This window comes from Chloroflexota bacterium (genome assembly GCA_016875875.1).
Taxonomy (GTDB): domain Bacteria; phylum Chloroflexota; class Dehalococcoidia; order GIF9; family UBA5629; genus 9FT-COMBO-48-23.
The window spans coordinates 20,876-41,620 of the sequence record VGOP01000014.1 but is presented as its reverse complement, the minus strand read 5'-3'; the positions used below and the strand labels follow the sequence as shown (position 1 = coordinate 41,620).

The window sequence follows — 20,745 nt, the reverse complement described above, 5'->3', positions numbered from 1 at the left end:
CGTCGATGTGAACTCTTGGGCAAGATAAGCCTGTTATCCCCGGGGTAGCTTTTATCCGTTAAGCTACGGCCCTTCCACACGGAACCGTAGGATCACTTTGCCCGACTTTCGTCTCTGCTCGACTTGTTGGTCTCGCAGTCAAGCCCCCTTATGCCAATACACTCGATGCACGGTTTCCATCCGTGCTGAGGGGACCTTTGGACGCCTCCGTTACCTTTTGGGAGGCAACCGCCCCAGTTAAACTACCCACCTGGCACTGTTCCCACCCGAAGGCAGGTTAGAACCAAAACCAAACAAGAGTGGTATTTCACCGTTGGCTCCACTGAAGCTTACGCCTCAACTTCACAGCCTCCCACCTATCCTACACATGCTCAGCTCGAGTCCAATGCCAAGATATAGTAAAGCTCCCGGGGTCTTTTTGTCCAGTTGTGGGTAACCCGCATCTTCACGGGTATTTCAATTTCGCCGAGTCCCTCGTTGAGACAGCGCCCAAGTCGTTACACCTTTCGTGCGGGTCGGAACTTACCCGACAAGGGATTTCGCTACCTTAGGACCGTTATAGTTACGGCCGCCGTTCACCGGGGCTTCGGTTCAAAGCTTCGGGTTAAAACCCTAACCTCTCTCCTTAACCTTCCGGCACTGGGCAGGTATCAGCCCCTATACCTCAGCTTTCGCTTTGGCAGAGACCTGTGTTTATGTTATACAGTCGCTTGGGCCGGTTTCGTGCCCCCGCCTCTACAGCGGGCCCCCTTCTTCCAAAGTTACGGGGTTAAATTGCCGAGTTCCTTAACGAGGGTTCTCTCGAACACCTTGGGATACTTACCCCCATCTACCTGTGTCGGTTTGCGGTACGGGCACCTAATCCTTTAACAACGAGGCTTTTCTAGACAGCGTGGACTCAGCTGAATTACCTCGGGTTTCCCCTCAATTTTCCCCGCTCCTCAGCTTGATGTTGAAGTGGATTTGCCTGCCTCAACGCGCCTTGGATTGGAGACGCACCATGTCCATTAGGTGCGCTCAGCCTATCCTCCTGTGTTCCCCCTTTGCCTTAAAACAAGGATTAGATGGTATGGGAATGTTGACCCATTGTCCATCGCCTATCCCCTTGGGGTTCGGCTTAGGCCCGACTAACCCTACGCGGATTGACCTTGCGTAGGAAACCTTAGATTTACGGTGGGCATGGTTTTCACATGCCTTATCGCTACTTATGCCGGCATTCTCACTTGCTATTGCTCCACTTTGGCTTACGCCAAGGCTTCTCAGCTATATCAACGCTCCCCTACCTTCGCCGAAAGGCGAACCATAGCTTCGGTAGCGGACTTGAGCCCCGTTAAATTATCGGTGCGACACCACTCGACCAGTGAGCTGTTACGCACTCTTTAAAGGGTGGCTGCTTCTAAGCCAACCTCCTGGCTGTTTTAGCGATATCACTTCCTTTGCCACTTAGTCCGCGTTTCGGGACCTTAGCTGATGGTCTGGGCTGTTTCCCTCTCGACTACGAAGCTTATCCCCCGCAGTCTCACTCCCAGGATAGGACTTATGGCATTCGGAGTTTGGTTGAGTTTGGTAACCTCACGGCCCCGAGCTCATCCAGTGCTCTACCTCCATAAGTTATTACCTGAGGCTGCACCTAAATGCATTTCGGGGAGTACAAGCTATCTCCGGGTTCGTTTGGCATTTCACCCCTACCCACAGCTCATCCCAGCACTTTGCCACGTACACGGGTTCGGACCTCCACCCAAGGTTAGTTGGGTTTCATCCTGGCCATGGGTAGCTCACCCGGTTTCGTGTCTAATCCCTGCGACTGGTCGCCCTATTCAGACTCGCTTTCGCTACGGTTCCGTAACTGAGTTACTTAACCTTGCCACAGAGATTAACTCGCCGGCTCATTCTTCAATAGGCACGCCATCAGCCTGGTTAAAAACCAAGCCTCTGACTGCTTGTAGGCACAAGGTTTCAGGTTCTATTTCACTCCCCCTTCGGGGTGCTTTTCACCTTTCCCTCACGGTACTGGTTCACTATCGGTCGTTAGCAGTATTTAGCCTTGGAGTGTGGTCACCCCAGATTCCCACGGGATTTCTCGTGTCCCGTGGTACTTAAGAACACAAGCAGAGACTTCAACCTTTAATCTACGGGACTATCACCCTCTTTGGTTGCTCTTTCCAGAGACCTTCGACTAGGCAGAAGTTTTCTTACTCTGTTACGGCTCTTGGGGTCCGTCTCTTGTGTCTTACAACCCTCGAATGACATAGGGCCCAAGCCCACTAAGCCACTCGAGTTTAGGCTCTTCCCCTTTCGTTCGCCACTACTCCGGGAATCTCGTTAGATTTCTCTTCCTCAGGTTACTAAGATGTTTCAGTTCTCCTGGTACCCTCTCGCTTTTGGCGAGAGCCTGGGTTTTACCCAGGCGGGTTCTCCCATTAGGGTATCCCCGGCTAGGTTTGCTAGACAACTCACCGGGGCTTATCGCAGTCTTGCCACGCCCGTCTTCGGCTGCTAACGCCAAGGCATCCGCCCTGTGCCCTTTTCTCTTCGACCTACATCAGCCTGAACACAAAACTTATTCACTTTTTAAAGTGCAATGCGGCTTGGTGTACACCAAGCCGCATAAGTATACAGCAACTATGACCTTAGGTCAATCATGTATGGAGGTGTACACCAATCATGTAACTAGATAGTATATAACAACCCATGGGCTGTTGTCAAACAGAACCAACTGCTAGAGTGGTAAAGCCCGCCTGCTGTTAAAAAAAATTTGGCGTCGTTCTACCGCATGTAGGGACAGTGGCTTTAGCCCTGTCAGAAATTCACCCTCACCTTAATCCTCTCCCGTCGAGGGAGAGGAAGTTCAAAAAGTGATGGCAATAATTAGTCCGAAAAAGCTAATATGCCAGGTATTATCAGGTTCACGAGGGGTATTATCATCAGTATGCCCAGCCACGATGGCTTGCGGCGAGCTTCCGCTATACCCATCCAGACTATGATGAAGATAACTATGTTCACCAGCGGGATGAAGAACAATATTGTCCACCAACCAGGCTTGTCAGCCACCTTGCACATAAGATAGATGTTAGCAATGGGTATCCACGCTAGCCATTCGTTCGGTGTATTGGTCTTCTTGGCTATGATGTGCAGACATAGTGCCGACCAAACATACGCAGCCAGCCAGAATATAAAGTACGTGACTGAGAAAATACCGTAGTCGTCCATTTTCACCCCCTTTCAGAATTATGCATCATGATAAATGAAGCCACAATTGAAAACAAGTCGCCCCCTTTGATTATAAAAGCAACTAGGAGCAATAAGGCGACGGCATAGAGCAGGTCAAACCAGATAGCGCTGAGTATGCTTGCCAGCTTTATCAAGCCAATAGCCGGGAAACTGAACAGCGCTAAGGGATTACGCCACCAGACTCGTTTTGAATATTGCCACAGGTTGTCAGCATCTTGGCTGCTGGGGAAAGAGTGCATAGCTATAGATATACCCAGCCAGCAGAGGATGTAGGTGGTTAAACCGGAAGGGATGATGACAGCGATGGTGAGTGAGATTACAGCGATGATTGTGTTTATTGTGAATGGCGCAGTGGTGATTAGAAAGGCTTTCCAGTAGTTGTCTACTGGACCGTGAATAACATACCCTGCAGGATTGCCTAGCCTGAAATAACAGGTTTTGTAAACAGGCACCTTGGTACGGTCGCAGAAAAATTTGTGAGACCATTCATGAAGTATAATGCCCGGAAAAGTGACGAGTGCAATCAGCCATCTGAACATAATGAGGGCTTTTGTTTATTCCCACTCTATAGTAGATGGTGGTTTGCTTGTGATGTCGTAGACCACGCGGTTGACGCCGGCTACTTCGTTTACGATACGGCTGGATATGCGAGAAAGGAGGTCGTAGGGGAGGCGTGCCCAATCGGCGGTCATAGCGTCCTGGCTGGTCACGGCGCGCACGGCTACTAGGTAACCGTAGGTCCGGTAGTCTCCCATCACACCTACACTTCTGACATCAGTGAGTACAGCAAAGCTTTGCCATAGCTGGCGATAGAGGTTTGCCTTTTTTATCTCGTTCATAACTATCCAATCGGCATCTCGAAGTATATCCAGGCGTTCTTTGGTTACTTCTCCGATGATGCGAATGGCAAGTCCTGGCCCCGGGAAGGGCTGGCGCCATATCATATCTTCCGGTAAGCCCAGAGCTAAGCCGACCTCGCGAACCTCGTCTTTGAACAGATAGCGCAGCGGCTCAATGAGCTTAAGTGACATTTTGGCAGGCAGGCCGCCGACGTTGTGGTGGGTTTTTATTCTGGCGGCAGCTTTGGTTTCCTTGGAGGTGCTTTCAATGACGTCGGGATAAAGAGTGCCCTGAGCCAGGAAATCTATCTTGCCCAGTTTGCCGGCTTTGTATTCAAATACCTTGATGAACTCCTCACCAACTCGGCGGCGCTTGATCTCGGGGTCAGTGACGCCTTTCAGCCGCATGAGGAATCTTCTGGAAGCGTCCACATAGACCACATTCATTTTCAAGTTGTTTCGGAAAGTGTTAAGGGCTCGTTCCGGCTCCTCACGGCGCAGTAGCCCGTTATTGACGAAGATGCAGGTTAATTGATTACCGATGGCCTGGTGGATAAGAGTAGCTGCCACTGCTGAGTCAACGCCGCCGGATAGGGCGCAGATGACTTTGCCATCTTTTACCTGTTGTCTGATCGAGCTTATGCTCTCATTGGCGAAGCTGCTTGGTGTCCAGGTACCATGGCAGCCACATACCTTGTAGAGGAAGTTTTGAATTATGGTTTTCCCATTTGGGGTGTGAACAACCTCAGGGTGAAACTGCAACCCGAAGATGTTTGCGCCATTACCTATAACCGCGGTGGGGGAGTTCTCGGTGTAAGCCAGGGCTTTGAAACCTGGCGGCATTTCTACTATCTGGTCACCATGGCTCATCCACACCGGTATCGAAGTGGGCAAGCCGGCAAAGAGCGGCGACTTTTTATCGCTTATGTGTAAGATAGCCTGACCATATTCATGCTTATCTGCTGGAGCCACCTGTCCTCCCAGTTGGTGGGCGATGGCCTGAATCCCGTAACATATGCCCAGGATAGGTAAGTGACTGGCATAAAGTTGGGCTTGAGCTAAAGGTGCTCCTGGCTGGTACACACTGGCGGGTCCTCCTGAGAAGATGAGGCCTTTAGGTTGGAGGGAGGCTATCTTCTCCCATGGTTCATCAAAGGGGATCAGTTCGCAGTAGACATGGCATTCTCGGACTCGCCGTGCAATCAGGTGGCTATATTGAGAGCCAAAATCAATAACTGCTATCGCCTCTCGTGCCCCGGGCGATATAGTCTCTACCTTGGATGTAAGTTGCTCGCCATGAAGCTCTTTGGCGATTTCAAGGTAAGTCGAGACTTCAATATCATCGCTGGTAGCTACACGATGGCTTTTTGTTTTTTTATCCATCCTCTTGCCTAATTGAGTAAAGTATATCATAGCCTAGCATGGCATACTACGGTTTCATAGCTTATCTGGCTAGGCATATTCATTGTGAAGGTGCTAAAATATATCACTGTAGCCTGGGGGTTAATCGATGAAGCGTAGCAGACGTTTTCTTTTGCTTTGCAGAGGTGGGTTGGCTGTGTTTCTGGTCGCCTGCCTTCTTGGGCTGTTGTTTTATTTCGATAATGCTCGTAGCGTGGAGACGAAATCGGCAACACATAACTTTGAATCTATGAGTGCTATTGAGCAGCAGGCCTGGCAGGTGGCTGAGGATGTGGTTGGATCAGGAAAAGAAGCTCAAGAGCAATTTGTCACCGAGTTACTTGCTCTTTGTAACAAGGTTAAGGGCAGCGATCTTGCTATTTTCTGTATTCCGGGTGGTTGGGGCAAGACACCGCTGGAGGCTAATGTAGAGGGACGGAGCTGGCTGGTTGGGATCGAAGCTGAACTGGCCGACTTGGGATATAAGTATTGCGTGGTTGATGATATTCGTACTGGAGACGGCTTACTTGAGTATCTTTTTGAATTTAAAGAACAGCTAACGCATTATCCTTCAAAGGCTAAGGAATTGGCGGCTAAGATTGATTTTCTAACCCAGCAGGTTACCGGCCTGAAGGTGATAATAACCGGACAGAGCAATGGCGCCGCTTTCGCTGGCGAAGTTATCACTCATATGGAAGAAAACCCGAGAGTATACTCCATTCAAGTTGGAGTTCCTTTCTGGCATAGGGTATCTAAAGCCAGCCAGTCTTTGGTGATAGATAATAATGGAATTGGAGCCGATGCTCTTGCTGACAGAGACCTTGTGGGGCTGTTGAAAGCTAATCTGGTGGAGATATTTATACTAAATCATGCCCCCTCTTTTACGCCCATTGATTGGGTGATAACCAGGGCTATTTTAGTTTTCTGGCCTTACGATTTTGGTTTAGGCTTGAAAGCGCCAGGGCATGAGTATCTGTGGGAGTATCCTGGTGTTGGCCCGGTGATCGACGCATTCCTGGTTAAGCATTTCAGCACAAAATAATCTCCTCTATTTGAAAATATGGTGCCGAGGTGAGTAATTTGTCCAGTCAAGCAACTTTACAGGTTGACAGAGCCATCGAGATACTCAAGGCCGGTGGTATTGTTGCCTTTCCTACTGACACGGTCTATGGATTGGGTGGTGATGTGTTCAAAATCGAAGTTGTTGAGAGGATTTACAGGGTGAAGCGACGCCCCCGACATTTGCCTATGCCGGTTTTACTAGCAGACTCAACACAGGTGGCTGCTGCCGTTGGTTCGGTGCCTGGTATCGCCCAGTTTTTGATGAGGCGTTTTTGGCCTGGGGGGTTGACATTAGTCTTGTCAAAAAACCCGTCACTTCCCGACATTATCACTGCTGGTAGCAATAAGGTGGCGGTACGAGTTCCTGACCATATTGTGCCCCTTACCCTCATTCGTGGGTTAGGTGCACCTATTATTGGAACCAGCGCTAACATTAGTGATAAGCCCAGTCCGGTAACGGCTGAAGAGGTCGAGCAACAGCTTGGCGGCCAGGTTGACCTTATTATCGACATGGGTAGATGTCCCGGTGGGCGGGAGTCCACAGTAGTTGATGTTACTGGAGGTACACCGGTTATTTTGCGTCAGGGCGTTATACCTGAGGAGGAGATCAAGAGGGCATGCCAAGAATATACTAGGGAGGTAGGTAAAGGTGCATATTGCTCTGGGTTGTGACCATCGTGGTTTAAAGCTTAAGCAAGCCATTATAGGTCTCCTCACCGAGTTGGGGCATGATTATGAGGACTTTGGCTGCTATAACAGTGATCCCGTGGACTACCCCGATATTGCTAAGCAGGTAGCTGAAGCGGTTGTCTCAGGAAAGTTCGAGCATGGGATTCTGATCTGTAGCAGTGGCATAGGCATGAGCATGGCTGCTAATAAGGTAAAGGGCATAAGAGCCGCTCTGTGTTGCAATGCCTTTGGTGCTGAACGGGCTCGTCGGCATAATGATGCCAACATTCTGTGCTTGGGTGAAGATACTGTTGAGCCAGGTTTAGCGCTGGATATTGTGAAAGTTTATCTCTCATCGACATTTGAAGGTGGCAGGCATTTACGGCGACTGGAAAAGATACGCAGTCTGGAATCGGCCTAGCTTGACAATAGCTAGCTGCTATGCTAGTTTACTGCAATAACCTTAATTTACCGAAGTGAACTTCATTTCAGCTTAAGGAGGCGGTTTTAAACACAATGCGCAGTGATGGTGTAAAGAAAGGCATTGAGCGGGCACCACATCGTGCTTTGCTTCGGGCTGTGGGTGTTTGCCGCGATGACTTTTCTAAACCTTTTATTGGTGTGGTTAATAGTTTCAACGAGGTTGTGCCCGGCCATATTCATCTGCGAAGTATTGCTGAGGCGGTGAAGGCGGGGATTCGCAGCGAGGATGGTGTGCCTTTTGAGTTCAACACCATCGGCGTCTGTGATGGCATAGCCATGAACCATCCCGGGATGAAATACAGTTTGCCCAGCCGGGAGCTTATCGCCGATTCAGTGGAGATTATGGTTGAGGCGCACCAGTTCGATGCGCTTGTTTTTATACCGAACTGTGACAAAATCATACCCGGCATGCTTATGGCTGCGGTGAGATTGAATATTCCAGCTATCTTTATCAGTGGCGGCCCGATGCTGGCAGGACGTATGAACCAGGGCGGTCAAAGCCGAACAGTGGACCTTATCACTGTGTTTAACGCCGTAGGTAGCGTTGCTATGGGGGAGATGACCGAGGCTGAGCTTGAAGAGATTGAGATTGCTGCCTGTCCTGGCTGCGGGAGCTGCTCTGGCATGTATACGGCCAACACGATGAATTGTTTGACCGAGGCGTTGGGTATGGCCTTGCCGGGCAATGGCACCATCCCGGCGGTGGATTCGAGGAGAAGCGTATTGGCCATGGAAGCGGGGAAACAGAGCATGTCTATATTGAAAAAGAACCTATTACCAAGGGATGTTATTACCAAGGACTCCATTGCCAACGCCTTTGCTGTGGATATGGCACTTGGCGGCAGCACAAATTCTGTTCTGCATCTTATGGCATTGGCTCATGAAGCAGGTATCGATTTCCCGCTATCGCTAATTAATAAGATAAGCCAGCGCGTTCCGCATATCTCTAAGCTGAGCCCGGCTAGCGAGGTTCATATAGAGGACCTCGATCTGGCAGGTGGAATTCCCGCAGTCATGCATGAGATAGCGGACTTTCTGAATGGAAAGTGTCAGACTGTTTCATTAGCACCTATGTCAAGGATTATAAGGGAAGGTAAAGTTAAAAACCGTGCGGTCATACGTTCGGTAGCCGAGCCGTATTCTAAGACCGGCGGTTTGACGATCCTATTTGGAAACCTAGCACCTGATGGGGCTGTAGTAAAGAGTGGTGCGGTTGACCCTGAGATGATGGTACATGAGGGCCCGGCTCGAGTCTTTGAGAACGAAGAGGAAGCGACCAGAGGCATAATGAAGGGTGAAATTAAAAAGGGCGATGTCATCGTTATTCGCTATGAGGGTCCCAAAGGCGGGCCGGGGATGCGGGAGATGTTGACGCCGACCTCTCTCTTGAGCGGTATGGGGCTGGATAAAGACGTGGCCCTGATAACTGATGGGAGATTTTCAGGTGGTACCAAAGGAGCTGCTATAGGGCATGTAGCACCTGAGGCAGCCAGCCGTGGACCTATAGCCGCGGTCAAAAATGGTGATACCATAAGCGTAAATATTCCAAAATGTAAGCTGGAATTGAAAGTGGGCAATGCGGAGATAAAGAAACGGCTGTCAGGACTGCCTGAGTATAAATCCAAGATAAAGACAGGTTATCTGAAAAGATATATTGAGAGCGTTGGCTCAGCCAGCACAGGGGCAGTATTTGCCAAATAGGAGACATTTATGAAAAAGACAGGTGCCCAGATTCTGTGTGAGAGTCTAGTCCGGGAAGGTGTTGAAGTTATTTTTGGCTTTCCCGGTGGAGCTGTGTTGCCTTTGTATGATACTTTTCCGCAATATCCAAAACTTAGGCATATTCTGGTTCGTCACGAGCAAGGTGCAGCTCATGCGGCTGATGGCTATGCCCGTGCTACTGGGAAAGCAGGGGTATGCCTGGCAACCTCAGGGCCAGGAGCCACCAATCTGGTAACTGGAATAGCCAATGCTTGCTTGGATTCGTCTCCAGTGGTGGCTATTACCGGTCAGGTAGCCAGACCTTTCATAGGTAAAGATGCTTTTCAGGAAATAGATATCACTGGTATTACCCTTCCTATTACCAAGCATAACTATCTTGTGCTTGATGCTAGCGATATTGCTAAGGTGGTTAAAGAGGCTTTTTATATTGCCCAAACTGGTAGGCCAGGTCCAGTTCTAATTGATATACCACGTGATGTCTTTCAGCAGGAGGAGACGTTTGCTTATCCAGAGAAGGTCAATTTGCCCGGCTATAAACCGACGTTCTTTGGACATCCAGCGCAGATCAAAAAGGCAGCTGAAACGATAAGTGCGGCTGAGCGTCCCGTCATTATTGCCGGTAGGGGAGTGATAATCTCAAAGGCTTTTGTTGAGCTTAAGGAGCTGGCGGAGAAGGCGCAGATACCCGTGATTACGACTCTTCTGGGTATTGGCTGTTTTCCTGAGACTCATGTACTAAGCTTTGGTTGGCTGGGGATGCATGGTATGGCTTATGCCAACAAGGCAGTATACAATTCTGACCTCATCGTTGCTATTGGGATGAGGTTTGATGACCGGGCTACTGGTGTGGTCAGCTCTTTTGCACCGCAGGCTCGTGTTGTTCACATAGATATTGACCCTGCCGAGATAGGTAAGAATGTTCGAGTTGATGTGCCTATTGTTGGTGATGTTAAGAACGTTCTTGAGGCGTTGAATCAGCAAATTGTGCCGCGTGAACATCTGGATTGGTTCAATCAGGTGGATAAGTGGCGAGATGAACATCCGGCGCTGGTAATCAGGGAGAGCGAAGCTCTTTTACCCCAGTACGTTATTCGCCAGATTTACGAGGTTACTAAAGGCGATGCCATTGTGGTTACAGGCGTTGGTCAAAATCAGATGTGGTCGGCTCAGTTTTTCTTTTATGATAAACCGAATAGTCTAATTTCCTCAGGTGGTTTGGGTACCATGGGTTTTGAGCTTCCCGGCGCTATCGGTGCCAAGGTCGGTCGACCTGATGAGACGGTTTGGTGCATTGCTGGCGATGGTGGCTTTCAGATGACCGTACAGGAATTAGCCACGATAGTCCAGGAAAGCGTGGCCGTTAAGATAGCTATCATCAATAATGGATTCTTAGGGATGGTAAGGCAATGGCAACAGTTATTCTATGAGCGGCGCTATGTTGGCACGCCACTTTCTGGCCCAGATTTCATTAAGATTGCTGAAGCTTATGGCATCCCGGCACTGAGAGTGGCGGATAAGAAGCTGGTGGTATCCGCTATAGAAAAAGCGATGGACCATGAAGGTCCGTTCTTGCTCGACTTTGTTGTTGAGCCTGAGGAGAATGTTTTCCCGATAGTCCCACCAGGTGCAGCACTGGTTGAGGCCATGGAAATGCCAAGTCCGGAGAAGGTGACTCGTTCAAGCAAATGAGTTTAGAAATATGACAAGAGGAGGACGAGGTCATTGGCTAAAACAAAACATACCTTAGTCGCTTTGGTTGAAGATAGACCCGGGGTGCTTAATCGAGTTTCTAGTCTTTTCCGTCGGCGCAACTTCAACATTGAGAGCATAGCTGTCGGGCATACTGAGCAACCCAATCTGTCTCGAATGACTATTGTCGTAGATGGCGATGATGCCAAAGTGGAACAGGTCAGGAAGCAGCTGGACAAGGTTATAGATGTAGTTAAGATAGTTGACATAACTCATGAAGAGTCAGTGGCTCGGGAGCTGGCTTTGGTTAAAGTCAAAGCAACTGCTTCTACCCGTAGCGAAATTATCCAGATCGTAGACATTTTTAGAGCTAACATAGTGGACGTTTCCTCTGATTCGGTGATGGTCGAGGTCACTGGAGATGAAGATAAAGTGAGTTCTTTGGTAGACCTCCTCCGTGGCTTTGGTATCAGGGAAATAGCTAGGACTGGTCGTATCGCTTTAACTAGGGGTGGTGCTGGTCCATTGCAGGTTGAAGAGCCGAGGGAGATAAGGGCACCAAAGCAACCACCGAAAGCACTACCTCCAGAGGCCGAAAGTCCCCCAGACTGGTGATTATATAGAAATAACCAAGTCCGGCAAGGCAGATAGAAAAACTTTTTTAAGGAGGCATCATGGCTAAAATCTATTATGAGAAGGACGCTAAGTTAGACTTACTCAAGGGCAAGACGGTTGGCATTATTGGTTTTGGTAGCCAGGGACATGCTCATGCTCAGAACCTGAGAGATAGTGGCTGCCAGATAAGCGTTGCTGAAGCCAAGGGCACTGAGGGCTGGAAGAGTGCCAAAAATGCTGGCTTCAATGTGGCCGATGCTGTCGGAGTGGCTAAGGAAGCGGACATAATTGTCATGCTCGTTCCAGATACTTTGCAGCCAAAGGTTTATCATGAGTCGATTGAAAAGGAGTTATCACCGGGCAAGATGTTGATGTTTGCTCATGGATTTAACATTCACTTTGGGCAGATTTTACCACCTGATGATGTGGATGTGACAATGATTGCCCCTAAGTGTCCGGGCCATATGTTGCGCCGACTTTATACCGAGGGCTCGGGAGCGCCGGCTCTTGTGGCTGTTCATCAGGATGCTTCGGGTAAGGCGAAAGATATTGCCTTAGCGTATGCCAGGGGTCTTGGCTGTGCTAAAGCCGGTGTGTTGGAAACCACTTTTGCCGAAGAAACCGAGACTGACCTTTTTGGCGAGCAGACGGTGCTCTGTGGTGGGGTTACTTCTCTGGTCAAGGCCGGTTTTGAAGTACTTGTGGAGGCTGGCTACCAGCCGGAAATCGCTTATTTCGAGTGCTTTCATGAGCTCAAACTTATAGTCGACTTATTGTACCAGGGTGGCTTGAGCTATATGCGTTACTCGGTTAGTGATACTGCCGAGTATGGTGATTATACACGTGGCCCAAGAGTGATTGATGAAATGGCTAAAGATGAAATGAGGCAAATTCTCGCCGAAGTCCAGAGCGGTAGCTTTGCTAGGGAGTGGATTCTGGAGAATCAGGCAGGCCGTCCTGTCTACAATGCTCTAAAGAGGATGGACGCTGAACATGAGATTGAAGTCGTGGGCAAGAAGCTTAGAGCGATGATGTCATGGCTTAAGGCTTAATTTTAGGTGAGCATGGATAAGGTCATTATATTTGATACTACCTTACGTGACGGCGAACAGGCGGCAGGGGCTGGTCTGAGTGCCCAGGATAAGTTGGAAATCGCCAAACAACTGGAAAAACTCGGTGTTGATGTTATTGAAGCTGGCTTTCCTATAAGTTCACAGGGAGATTTCGAAGCGGTTCAACTTATCGCTAAAGAAATTAAGCGCTCAACTGTCTGTGCCCTCACTCATGCCAATGCTGAAGCCATAGACAGGGCATGGGAGGCGATAAAAAAGGCCAAACGACCTTGCATCCATGTCTTTCTTTCTGCTTCGGATATACATCTTCTTTATCAACTACAAAAGACTCGCGAGGAGATTCTGGAAATCTCCCGTGATATGGTAGCTCGAGCTAAGAAATACACAGATAACGTAGAGTTCTCACCAATGGATGCCACCCGTACTGAGCCAGGGTATATATACAAGATATTGGAGGCGGTTATTGCCGCCGGCGCGACCACAGTAAATATTCCAGATACTGTTGGTTGTGCCATTCCTCAAGAGTACGGCGACTTAATCGAAGGCATCTTTAATAACGTGCCCAATATTGATAAAGCTGTGGTTAGTGTCCATTGCCATGATGATTTAGGATTGGCTGTAGCTAATAGCCTTGAGGCGATAAGAAGGGGTGCCAGGCAGGTTGAGTGTACTGTCAACGGCATAGGTGAGCGGGCAGGTAACGCTTCCCTGGAAGAGATTGTCATGGCGCTTAGAACCAGAAGTGACTTTTATCATTTGACTACGAATATTGATACCACCCATATTTATAAGACGAGCCGTCTGGTGAGCGAGCTTACAGGGTTCATAGTTCAGTCCAACAAGGCTATTATCGGTGCCAACGCCTTCCGCCATCAGTCAGGTATTCATCAGGATGGAGTGATTAAAAAAGCGATTACCTACGAGATTATGGACCCAAGGTCAGTGGGTATTCCATCTAGCAGCCTTGTCCTGGGCAAGTTAAGCGGTCGGCATGCTTTTAGGGAGCGGCTGGCTGAGCTCGGCTATATTTTGGATGAGGAATCATTTAAGCATGCCTTTCAAGCTTTTAAGGAACTAGCTGATAAGAAACGAGAAGTCACTGACCGTGACATCGAATCTGTAATAGCTGAAGAACTGCGCACTGCTTCCGAGGTTTATCATCTCGACCATGTTGAAGTCTCATGCGGCAATCATAATATCCCAACAGCTACGGTGAGACTCGTTGGTCCTGATGGCCGGACTATGGCTGATGCTGCTTTGGGTACAGGTCCGGTGGATGCGGTGTATGAAGCCATTAATCGAATAGTCAAGGTGCCAAACAAGCTCACTGAGTTCACTGTCAAATCGGTGACTGAGGGTATCGATGCTATCGGTGAGGTGCTCATAAGAATAGAGAGCGATGGTGTAAGCTATACCGGGCGTGGTGCTGCAACGGATATCATCGTTGCCAGCGCCAAGGCTTATATGAATGCGCTGAATCGGCTCCTGGCAGTCAAGAGAGCAAGAAAAGAGTGAGGCGTTGGGATGAGTCTAACAGTGGAGATAATCTTGCGCCTGCTTTTGGCAGCAGCACTGGGAGCCGGCATCGGCTATCAGCGGGAGCGGGCTAATAAGCCGGCTGGGCTGCGTACTCATATTCTAATCTCTGTTGGTTCTGCCCTTTTTACAGTAGTCTCGCTATTCGGCTTCGGCGATGGCGTAGACCCCTCGCGGGTTGCTGCTGGAGTGGTAACTGGCATAGGTTTTATAGGTGCCGGAGTTATCTTCCGTGGTATGCGAGGCGATCATGTAATGGGTCTGACAACAGCGGCGAGTGTCTGGGTCACAGCAGCAATAGGGTTGGCGGCTGGTGTCGGGATGTATTTGATAGCCACCGTAGTTGCGGCAATATCTGTGCTTGTGCTGATGATTCCTAGGGTAAAAGGATGACTTGAGAGATTGAGGTGATGAATTTTGACTTTGGCTGAGAAGATTCTGGCAGTTCATTCGGGTAAGGATAAGGTCGGCCCTGGCGAATTCATAAACGTCAGGGTTGATTTGGTTTTGGCAAACGACATTACCGCGCCACTGGCGATAAAGGAGTTCCAGCGCCTAGGTGTAGACAGGGTCTATGACTCGAAAAAGGTAGTAATGGTGCCCGACCATTTCTGCCCTAATAAGGACATACTCTCTGCTGAACAGGCAAAGATAATGCGCGAGTTTGCTCGGCAGTACGATTTGGTCTATTTCGAGGTTGGCAGGATGGGTATTGAGCATGTGCTTTTGCCGGAGCAGGGCTTGGTCTTGCCCGGAGAAGTGGTAGTTGGAGCTGATTCTCATACCTGCACTTATGGAGCTTTGGGCGCCTTTGCCACCGGTATGGGGTCGACCGATATTGCTGTGGCTATGGCTACCGGTGAGATATGGGTGAAGGTGCCACCGACCGTCAAGTTTGTCTACCATGGAAAGCTGGGGAAATGGGTTGGTGGTAAGGACCTTATACTTTACACTATAGGTAATATCGGCGTTGATGGCGCTCTTTATTCGGTTATGGAGTTTATCGGCGAAGCGATTGACGCCCTGCCTATGGATGGGCGTTTCACCATGGCGAACATGGCGATTGAGGTTGGAGCTAAAGCTGGCATCTTTAAGGTGGATGATGAGACAAAGAAATATGTCAAAGCCAGGGCAAATCGTTCTTACCAGGTCTATCAACCTGATGAAGATGCCGAATATACTAAGACGATTGAGTACGATGTATCCACAATTGAGCCACAGGTAGCCTTGCCGCACTTGCCTTCTAATGTGAAGCCGGTAAGTCAGGTAGTTGACATAAGAATTGACCAGGTAGTGATTGGCAGTTGCACTAATGGGCGTCTCGATGACTTGAGTCTGGCTGCCAGGATCTTTAAAGGGAGGCAGGTCAATCCTGAAGTGCGGTGCATTATCATTCCCGGCACTCAGCAAATCTATCTCGATGCCTTGCATGAGGGCTTGATAGAGGCTTTTATCAAAGCTGGTGCTGCTGTCAGCACGCCTACCTGTGGCCCCTGTCTCGGTGGCTATATGGGCGTTCTGGCTGCAGGTGAACGCTGCGTGTCAACAACTAACCGGAATTTTATTGGCAGGATGGGCAGCCCCAAGTCTGAAGTCTATCTGGCAAATCCGGCAGTAGCCGCCGCCAGCGCCGTTTTGGGAAGGATTGCCAGTCCAGAGGAAATCGCAGGTTAATACTTGTACTAGTGTCCAGGCTATGATGAAGGATAGAGAAATCACTCACGCAGCCTTGATAGTTTTTATCTTGGCCATTTTGGTGGCTGGGTCGTTTGCTTGTTTAAGTAAACAGACTGTGGTACCCCCGCCAGGTGGTCAGGTAATAGTAAAGCAATCCGGTGGAGCTGGGATGCTGGTGAAAGAATGCGCTGATAAGTCTTATATAACCCAGGCGGCTGATTACATAATCGAGGGAACTGTCGAGAAAGTAGAAAGCAAGTGGAATCAAGAAAGAACTGGTATTTTCACCTATACCGATTTGCGAATTGAAAAATATGTCAAAGGGGCTCCGTTTGCCGAGAATAAGCTTCAAATTGTGACTCCCGGCGGGACTGTTGGAGAAATTAGCCAGTGGGTGGAAGACCAGCCGATTTTCCATGAAGGAAAAAAGGTGAGGATATATTTCGAAAAAGTGAACGGAGAGTTTTTCATAGTCTGTGGCCAGTTTGGTGTCGAGGAGAGATAGTTTTCCGGCAACGCTGCCATCTGATAAAAGACTGAAGAGAGGAGAGTCTGCCATGATTAATGACATTTTGCTTTATGTGGGGTCTGCTGTAATTACGCTGTGGGGGATAGTCCATATTGTCCCGACCAAAGCTATTGTCGGTGGCTTTGGAGCAATATCGGAAGACAACAGGCGAATTATAACAATGGAGTCAATTGCCGAGGGTCTCACCCTTTGCTTTATTGGTGTGCTGGTGCTCCTTGTCACCAGCTTGGGCGGGCCTCGGAATCAAACTTCCGCTATTGTGTATCTGGCATGTGCTGTGATGCTTCTTGCCATGGCAATACTGACGGCGATGACGGGAGCGAGAACATCGATTCTGCCCTACAAAATTTGTCCTGGTGTGAAGATAGCCGTGGCAATATTGTTTTTTCTGGGGACGGTGTTATAACCGAAATCAAGTACGGGTGGAAATGAGCAATTCGGAGATTGAGCTAACTGCATACTGTGGTTTGTATTGCGGTGATTGTCTTCGCTACAGGAGCAAAGTCACGGACTTGGCACAGGACCTGTTGAGTGAGCTACAAGCGGTGCGATTTGATAGATATGCGGAGGTCAAGAGTGCTTCTGTGAAAGAGCTTAAGCATTATGAGGAATGCCGTCAAGTCTTAGATGCAATAGTCAGGTTAGGGTGTGATACTCCCTGTAGAGCTGGTGGCGACGGATGTTTAGGACCTTGCGAGATTAAGAGTTGTGTTCAGATGAAGAGACTCGAAGGTTGTTGGGAATGTGATGGGCTCGAAGGATGTGGGAAGTTTGAATTTCTCAAGCTATTACATGGTAATGTCCCAAAGGAAAATCTGAGAAAGATTAGAAAGTATGGCTTGGATAAGCGGGCAAAGCATAGGGGGAAATTTTACGCGTGGTTGTAATGGTTTACTCAGGGAGGCGATTAACCGATGCCTCAGTTGTTTTAGCTGGTCCCGCCTGGTTTTGAAAAGTAGGTGATGATTTGAAGCTAAAAGGCAAGGTTCACAAATACGGTGCCAACGTTGACACTGATGCCATTATTCCGGCTCGCTATCTTAGCCTATCTGAGTCTGGGGAGCTGGCTCAGCATTGCATGGAAGACATTGATTCCGAGTTTCTGACCAGAGTTACACCGGGGGATATTGTTATGGCTGACACTAATTTCGGTTGTGGTTCTTCGAGGGAGCATGCCCCTTTGGCTATCAAAGGTGCCGGCATATCCTGTGTTATTGCTAAAAGTTTCGCCCGCATTTTCTTCCGTAATGCCATTAATATTGGATTGCCGCTCCTGGAATGCACTGAGGCTGTGGATGGTACTGAAGCTGGTGATATTCTTGAGGTTGATTTGACCACCGGGGAGATAAAGAATATTACCCGGAATGCAACTTTTGTCGCCGAGCCTTATCCTGATTTCATGATGGGAATAATGAATGCAGGTGGACTGGTTGAGTATACCAGAAAGAAACTAGCTGGAGGATTGTAAGGTGCAATTCAATGTCGCGGCATTGTTAGGTGATGGTGTTGGCCCTGAGGTGGCCACTGAGGCGATAAGGGTACTGGAAACCGTGGGGAACAAATTTGGTCATAGCTTTCAGTTTCATCATGGTCTGGTGGGTGGGGCAGCGATAGACGCTCACGGCGTTGCCCTGACAGGAGAGACTTTAGAGATATGCCGAGGCTGTGATGCTGTGTTGCTTGGAGCTGTCGGCGGCCCGAAGTGGGACGATCCAAGGGCTAAGGTACGCCCTGAAGATGGCCTTCTCGCTTTGCGCAAGGAGCTGGGGCTTTTTGCCAATTTACGCCCGGTTAAGGTCTTACCTATGCTTGTCAATTCAACAAGTCTTAAGCCCGACGTGATCAAGGATGTAGATTTGATGGTGGTCCGTGAGCTTACAGGCGGACTTTACTTCGGTCAGCCCAAGAAACAATGGCGAACTTCTGAAGGTAGATGGGCTGTAGATAGCATGGTCTATTCGGAACAGGAGATTGAGCGTATAGTGAGGGTCGGCTTTGAAATAGCTCTGACCCGTCGCAAGAAGCTTACTTCGGTGGATAAAGCTAATGTCCTTGAGTCATCTCGGCTGTGGCGGCAGGTGGCTACTGAGGTCGCTGCTGATTATCCTGATGTGGAGCTGGAGCATATGCTGGTAGATGCCTGCTCCATGCGTCTTATCCAGCGGCCAGCCCAATTTGATGTCGTGGTTATGGAGAATACCTTTGGCGATATTCTTACCGATGAAGCATCGATGCTTGCCGGTTCCATGGGCATGCTGCCCTCAGCTAGTTTGGCCGGCATCCCTAAAGGCGGTGACTCCAAAGCCTTTGGCATGTATGAGCCTATTCATGGTAGCGCTCCAAGTCGAGCCGGACAGGATATAGCTAACCCAATTGCCACTATATTGAGTGCTGCAATGATGCTGCGTTATTCCTTTGACCTGATAGCTGAAGCCGAGGCTGTTGAGAGAGCAGTAATCACAGTCTTGGAAGAAGGTTATCGTACCTATGATATAATCGAGGAAGGCAAAACGAAGGTGGGGACAAAGGAGATGGGCAGATTGATCGCTAAGAAAATAACCAGGTAGAAGTGACGGTGAAAATTCAGCTTTACGATACCACTTTGCGTGATGGAACCCAACAGGAGGGCATTTCCTTCTCTGTCGCCGATAAGCTCAAAATTGTCCAGAAGCTGGATGAGATGGGCATCCATTTCATCGAAGGCGGTTGGCCTGGGGCTAATCCCAAGGATACCGAGTTCTTTATTAAAGCTCAGACTTTGAATTTGAAGAACTCGGTTCTGGTTGCTTTTGGCAGTACCAAACACCCTGACTCCAAGGTGAGCAAAGATGCTGGCTTGCAGGCTCTGATGGAGGCTAAGACCAAAGTAGTCACCATCGTCGGTAAGAGTTGGGACTTGCATGTGACCCAGGTACTGGAAACCAATTTGGAGAATAACCTGCGTATTGTAGCTGAGTCTGTGGACTTTATTAAGTCGAAAGGGCTTATTGTATTCTTTGACGCCGAGCATTTTTTCGATGGCTACAAAGCGAATCCCGAATATGCAATCCAGGTAGTTAAAGCTGCGGCCAAAGCTGGGACTGATTGTGCAGTGCTCTGTGACACCAATGGTGGTGCTCTGCCTTCTGAAATTACTACAGCCATTAAAGCTGTTCAGAAAGCGGTGTCTGTACCTCTAGGTATTCATGTGCATAATGATGGTGAGCTGGCTGTGGCCAACTCGCTGGCTGCGGTTAAAGCTGGAGTTATCCAGGTGCAGGGTACCATTAACGGCTATGGTGAACGCTGTGGTAATGCTAACCTCTGCTCTATTATACCGGCACTAAAGCTCAAACTGGGTATCGATTGCATCTCTGATAAGCGGCTAGCTAAGATCACCGAAGTTTCTCGCTATGTAGCTGAATTAGCCAATCTGGCCCCGTCTAGCCACCTTCCCTATGTTGGCACCAGTGCCTTTACTCATAAGGGTGGTCTGCATGTATCCGGTATCATGAAGTGGGAAGACAGCTATCAGCATATCAATCCTGACTTGGTGGGTAACCACCCTAAGGTGGTTGTATCTGAGTTATCAGGCAAGGGCAACATTATCTATAAGGCTAAGGAACTGGGTATCGCTCTGCAATCGAAGAGCAAGCAAACGCGCCAGGTGTTACAGCAAATAAAGCTATTGGAGAGCCGTGGCTTTCAATATGAAGATGCAGATGCCTCATTTGAAATCCTTTTGTACCGAACTCAACCTGAATATAAGCCCCCTTTTGAACTTATTGACTTTATGGTGGTAGTGGAGAGGCATCGACGCCCATCTAGCGAAGACGAATCAGAGCTGCTTTCTGAGGCTACAGTCAAAGTGAAAGTTGGTGATAAGATAGTGCATACTGCTGCCGAGGGCAATGGTCCGGTTAATGCACTCGACAGGGCTTTGCGGAAGGCGTTGATTGAGTTTTACCCAGATTTGACTGCTATTGAGTTAGTTGACTACAAGGTGCGGATTTTGGAAGAGAGTGCTGGCACTGCCTCTCAAGTACGGGTGCTCATTGAGTCCAGCGATGGACAGAAGCAGTGGCGAACTGTAGGCAGTTCGACAAACATCATTGAGGCCAGCTGGCTAGCTCTGGCGGACAGCGTAGAATACTTTTTGCTTAAGCGAAATAAAAACAGGCAACGCAAGTTGAAATGAGTCTCTCAGGGTTGCGCTGCCTGTTAGCGAGTCAAAGCTCTA

General features: G+C 49.0%; 19 protein-coding genes and 1 rRNA gene. 16 read left to right on the top strand and 4 right to left on the bottom strand.

Annotated elements, in window-relative coordinates; genetic code table 11:
- The 4 genes from FJ023_09270 to guaA form a co-directional block, all read right to left on the bottom strand.
- Window positions 1-2,533 (bottom strand): 23S ribosomal RNA (locus FJ023_09270); the annotation flags it as partial.
- Window positions 2,534-2,868: 335 nt separating this feature from the next.
- Complete coding sequence (locus FJ023_09265) at window positions 2,869-3,210, bottom strand: hypothetical protein (protein MBM4447510.1); 342 nt, start codon at window positions 3,208-3,210, stop codon at window positions 2,869-2,871.
- Between the two features lie 2 nt (window positions 3,211-3,212).
- Window positions 3,213-3,770 carry a hypothetical protein gene (locus FJ023_09260; protein ID MBM4447509.1) on the bottom strand — a complete coding sequence of 186 codons (558 nt, stop codon included), beginning with the start codon at window positions 3,768-3,770 and terminating at the stop codon, window positions 3,213-3,215.
- 15 nt (window positions 3,771-3,785) lie between these two features.
- Complete coding sequence (gene guaA, locus FJ023_09255; GenBank protein ID MBM4447508.1) at window positions 3,786-5,453, bottom strand: glutamine-hydrolyzing GMP synthase; 1,668 nt, start codon at window positions 5,451-5,453, stop codon at window positions 3,786-3,788.
- A 127-nt stretch (window positions 5,454-5,580) separates the two neighbouring features.
- On the opposite strand from guaA, the gene FJ023_09250 reads away from it, so the two are divergent.
- From FJ023_09250 to FJ023_09175, 16 genes are all read left to right on the top strand, one after another.
- Window positions 5,581-6,513: a hypothetical protein gene (locus FJ023_09250; GenBank protein ID MBM4447507.1), complete on the top strand. Its 933-nt coding sequence runs from the start codon at window positions 5,581-5,583 to the stop codon at window positions 6,511-6,513.
- A gap of 29 nt (window positions 6,514-6,542) precedes the next feature.
- Window positions 6,543-7,205, top strand: coding sequence for a threonylcarbamoyl-AMP synthase (locus tag FJ023_09245; protein MBM4447506.1), 663 nt, complete (start codon window positions 6,543-6,545; stop codon window positions 7,203-7,205).
- Window positions 7,183-7,623 (top strand): ribose 5-phosphate isomerase B, encoded by a 441-nt coding sequence (rpiB, locus tag FJ023_09240; GenBank protein ID MBM4447505.1) that lies wholly within the window; start codon window positions 7,183-7,185, stop codon window positions 7,621-7,623. The genes FJ023_09245 and rpiB overlap by 23 nt, the downstream gene beginning before the upstream one ends.
- A gap of 95 nt (window positions 7,624-7,718) precedes the next feature.
- Window positions 7,719-9,386 carry a dihydroxy-acid dehydratase gene (gene ilvD, locus FJ023_09235; protein ID MBM4447504.1) on the top strand — a complete coding sequence of 556 codons (1,668 nt, stop codon included), beginning with the start codon at window positions 7,719-7,721 and terminating at the stop codon, window positions 9,384-9,386.
- Between the two features lie 9 nt (window positions 9,387-9,395).
- A complete protein-coding gene (gene ilvB / locus FJ023_09230) occupies window positions 9,396-11,096 on the top strand; it encodes a biosynthetic-type acetolactate synthase large subunit (protein ID MBM4447503.1) in 1,701 nt (566 codons plus the stop codon).
- A 33-nt stretch (window positions 11,097-11,129) separates the two neighbouring features.
- The gene (gene ilvN, locus FJ023_09225; GenBank protein ID MBM4447502.1) at window positions 11,130-11,711 is read left to right on the top strand and encodes an acetolactate synthase small subunit; all 582 of its coding nucleotides are present in this window, start codon (window positions 11,130-11,132) and stop codon (window positions 11,709-11,711) included.
- 59 nt (window positions 11,712-11,770) lie between these two features.
- The gene (ilvC, locus tag FJ023_09220) at window positions 11,771-12,763 is read left to right on the top strand and encodes a ketol-acid reductoisomerase (GenBank protein MBM4447501.1); all 993 of its coding nucleotides are present in this window, start codon (window positions 11,771-11,773) and stop codon (window positions 12,761-12,763) included.
- Between the two features lie 12 nt (window positions 12,764-12,775).
- On the top strand, window positions 12,776-14,299 hold the full coding sequence (locus FJ023_09215) for a 2-isopropylmalate synthase (GenBank protein MBM4447500.1): 1,524 nt from the start codon (window positions 12,776-12,778) through the stop codon (window positions 14,297-14,299).
- A gap of 9 nt (window positions 14,300-14,308) precedes the next feature.
- The gene (locus FJ023_09210) at window positions 14,309-14,713 is read left to right on the top strand and encodes an MgtC/SapB family protein (GenBank protein ID MBM4447499.1); all 405 of its coding nucleotides are present in this window, start codon (window positions 14,309-14,311) and stop codon (window positions 14,711-14,713) included.
- A 24-nt stretch (window positions 14,714-14,737) separates the two neighbouring features.
- Window positions 14,738-15,994, top strand: coding sequence for a 3-isopropylmalate dehydratase large subunit (gene leuC, locus FJ023_09205; GenBank protein MBM4447498.1), 1,257 nt, complete (start codon window positions 14,738-14,740; stop codon window positions 15,992-15,994).
- A 25-nt stretch (window positions 15,995-16,019) separates the two neighbouring features.
- Entirely contained in the window at window positions 16,020-16,502 is a 483-nt protein-coding gene (locus FJ023_09200; protein ID MBM4447497.1) for a hypothetical protein, read from the top strand.
- A gap of 52 nt (window positions 16,503-16,554) precedes the next feature.
- Window positions 16,555-16,932 (top strand): hypothetical protein, encoded by a 378-nt coding sequence (locus tag FJ023_09195; GenBank protein ID MBM4447496.1) that lies wholly within the window; start codon window positions 16,555-16,557, stop codon window positions 16,930-16,932.
- A 22-nt stretch (window positions 16,933-16,954) separates the two neighbouring features.
- Window positions 16,955-17,413 (top strand): DUF3795 domain-containing protein, encoded by a 459-nt coding sequence (locus FJ023_09190; GenBank protein MBM4447495.1) that lies wholly within the window; start codon window positions 16,955-16,957, stop codon window positions 17,411-17,413.
- 80 nt (window positions 17,414-17,493) lie between these two features.
- Complete coding sequence (locus FJ023_09185) at window positions 17,494-17,994, top strand: 3-isopropylmalate dehydratase small subunit (protein ID MBM4447494.1); 501 nt, start codon at window positions 17,494-17,496, stop codon at window positions 17,992-17,994.
- 1 nt (window position 17,995) lies between these two features.
- Window positions 17,996-19,093, top strand: coding sequence for a 3-isopropylmalate dehydrogenase (leuB, locus tag FJ023_09180; GenBank protein MBM4447493.1), 1,098 nt, complete (start codon window positions 17,996-17,998; stop codon window positions 19,091-19,093).
- An 8-nt stretch (window positions 19,094-19,101) separates the two neighbouring features.
- Window positions 19,102-20,703, top strand: a complete 1,602-nt coding sequence (locus FJ023_09175) for a citramalate synthase (GenBank protein ID MBM4447492.1) — start codon at window positions 19,102-19,104, stop codon at window positions 20,701-20,703.
- The last annotated feature ends 42 nt before the right edge of the window (window positions 20,704-20,745 follow it).

What these genes read in the sequence shown, in the direction of transcription:
- guaA (MBM4447508.1), bottom strand. Translation starts at nt 5,453, where the DNA reads ATGGATAAAAAAACAAAAAGCCATCGTGTAGCTACCAGCGATGATATT.
- ilvD (MBM4447504.1), top strand. Translation starts at nt 7,719, where the DNA reads ATGCGCAGTGATGGTGTAAAGAAAGGCATTGAGCGGGCACCACATCGT.
- FJ023_09250 (MBM4447507.1), top strand. Translation starts at nt 5,581, where the DNA reads ATGAAGCGTAGCAGACGTTTTCTTTTGCTTTGCAGAGGTGGGTTGGCT.
- ilvC (MBM4447501.1), top strand. Translation starts at nt 11,771, where the DNA reads ATGGCTAAAATCTATTATGAGAAGGACGCTAAGTTAGACTTACTCAAG.
- ilvB (MBM4447503.1), top strand. Translation starts at nt 9,396, where the DNA reads ATGAAAAAGACAGGTGCCCAGATTCTGTGTGAGAGTCTAGTCCGGGAA.
- FJ023_09265 (MBM4447510.1), bottom strand. Translation starts at nt 3,210, where the DNA reads ATGGACGACTACGGTATTTTCTCAGTCACGTACTTTATATTCTGGCTG.
- FJ023_09210 (MBM4447499.1), top strand. Translation starts at nt 14,309, where the DNA reads ATGAGTCTAACAGTGGAGATAATCTTGCGCCTGCTTTTGGCAGCAGCA.
- FJ023_09215 (MBM4447500.1), top strand. Translation starts at nt 12,776, where the DNA reads ATGGATAAGGTCATTATATTTGATACTACCTTACGTGACGGCGAACAG.
- FJ023_09195 (MBM4447496.1), top strand. Translation starts at nt 16,555, where the DNA reads ATGATTAATGACATTTTGCTTTATGTGGGGTCTGCTGTAATTACGCTG.
- FJ023_09200 (MBM4447497.1), top strand. Translation starts at nt 16,020, where the DNA reads ATGAAGGATAGAGAAATCACTCACGCAGCCTTGATAGTTTTTATCTTG.
- FJ023_09260 (MBM4447509.1), bottom strand. Translation starts at nt 3,770, where the DNA reads ATGTTCAGATGGCTGATTGCACTCGTCACTTTTCCGGGCATTATACTT.
- FJ023_09190 (MBM4447495.1), top strand. Translation starts at nt 16,955, where the DNA reads ATGAGCAATTCGGAGATTGAGCTAACTGCATACTGTGGTTTGTATTGC.